At 64.3% G+C, this 560-nt stretch carries 1 protein-coding gene; it reads right to left on the bottom strand.

Annotation, left to right across the window (positions count from 1 at the left end; genetic code table 11):
* On the bottom strand, window positions 1–395 hold a 395-nt coding region (locus A8G15_RS28730), incomplete at its 3' end, for an oxygenase MpaB family protein (protein WP_156665624.1).
* Between the last annotated feature and the right edge of the window lie 165 nt (window positions 396–560).

Raw genomic sequence — 560 nt, 5'->3', positions numbered from 1 at the left:
ATGCGCTCGGCATCGGCCTCGGACAGCTTCCCGAAGAACCGCTCGTACATGCCCAGACCGTTGCGGTACAACGTCGCTGCGACCCACAGCTGAAGTTCGGGATCGAAAGCGTTGTAGGACTCCGCGCGTACCGGAACGTGAGCCTTGTTGACCAGGCGCACGATTGCCTTCTTCTCGTCTTCGGTGCCGAGAGTGACGGCGTAGACGTACGTCATCGTCGTGCGCAGCCCGACGCCGGGCTCGGCGAGCTGCAACAGCACGGTGGCACCGGCGCCGAGGAGCAGCATGGATTCCCCGACGAAGTCTTCGAGGTTCACCGAACCCGGCGGGATCGGCGGCAGCTGCGCCTCCTCCGGGGCGGAATTTTCGACACGCTCTTCGGTACGGGTCCCCATCGTTCGTCCCTCTCGGCGAAATTCGGAGTGCAACACTGTCACCCGATAGTGTGCACGGGTGTGTGCAGATTCCACAAGTGCCGAACGGCCTCTAGCCTCCGGACCGGAACCCGGCGCGCTCGAGATGAGCCACGAGTCGCTGCGCGGCGTCGTCGAACAACCGCA

This window comes from Rhodococcus phenolicus, assembly GCF_001646785.1.
GTDB lineage: Bacteria > Actinomycetota > Actinomycetes > Mycobacteriales > Mycobacteriaceae > Rhodococcus > Rhodococcus phenolicus.
This window is presented reverse-complemented; position numbering and strand designations above follow the sequence as displayed.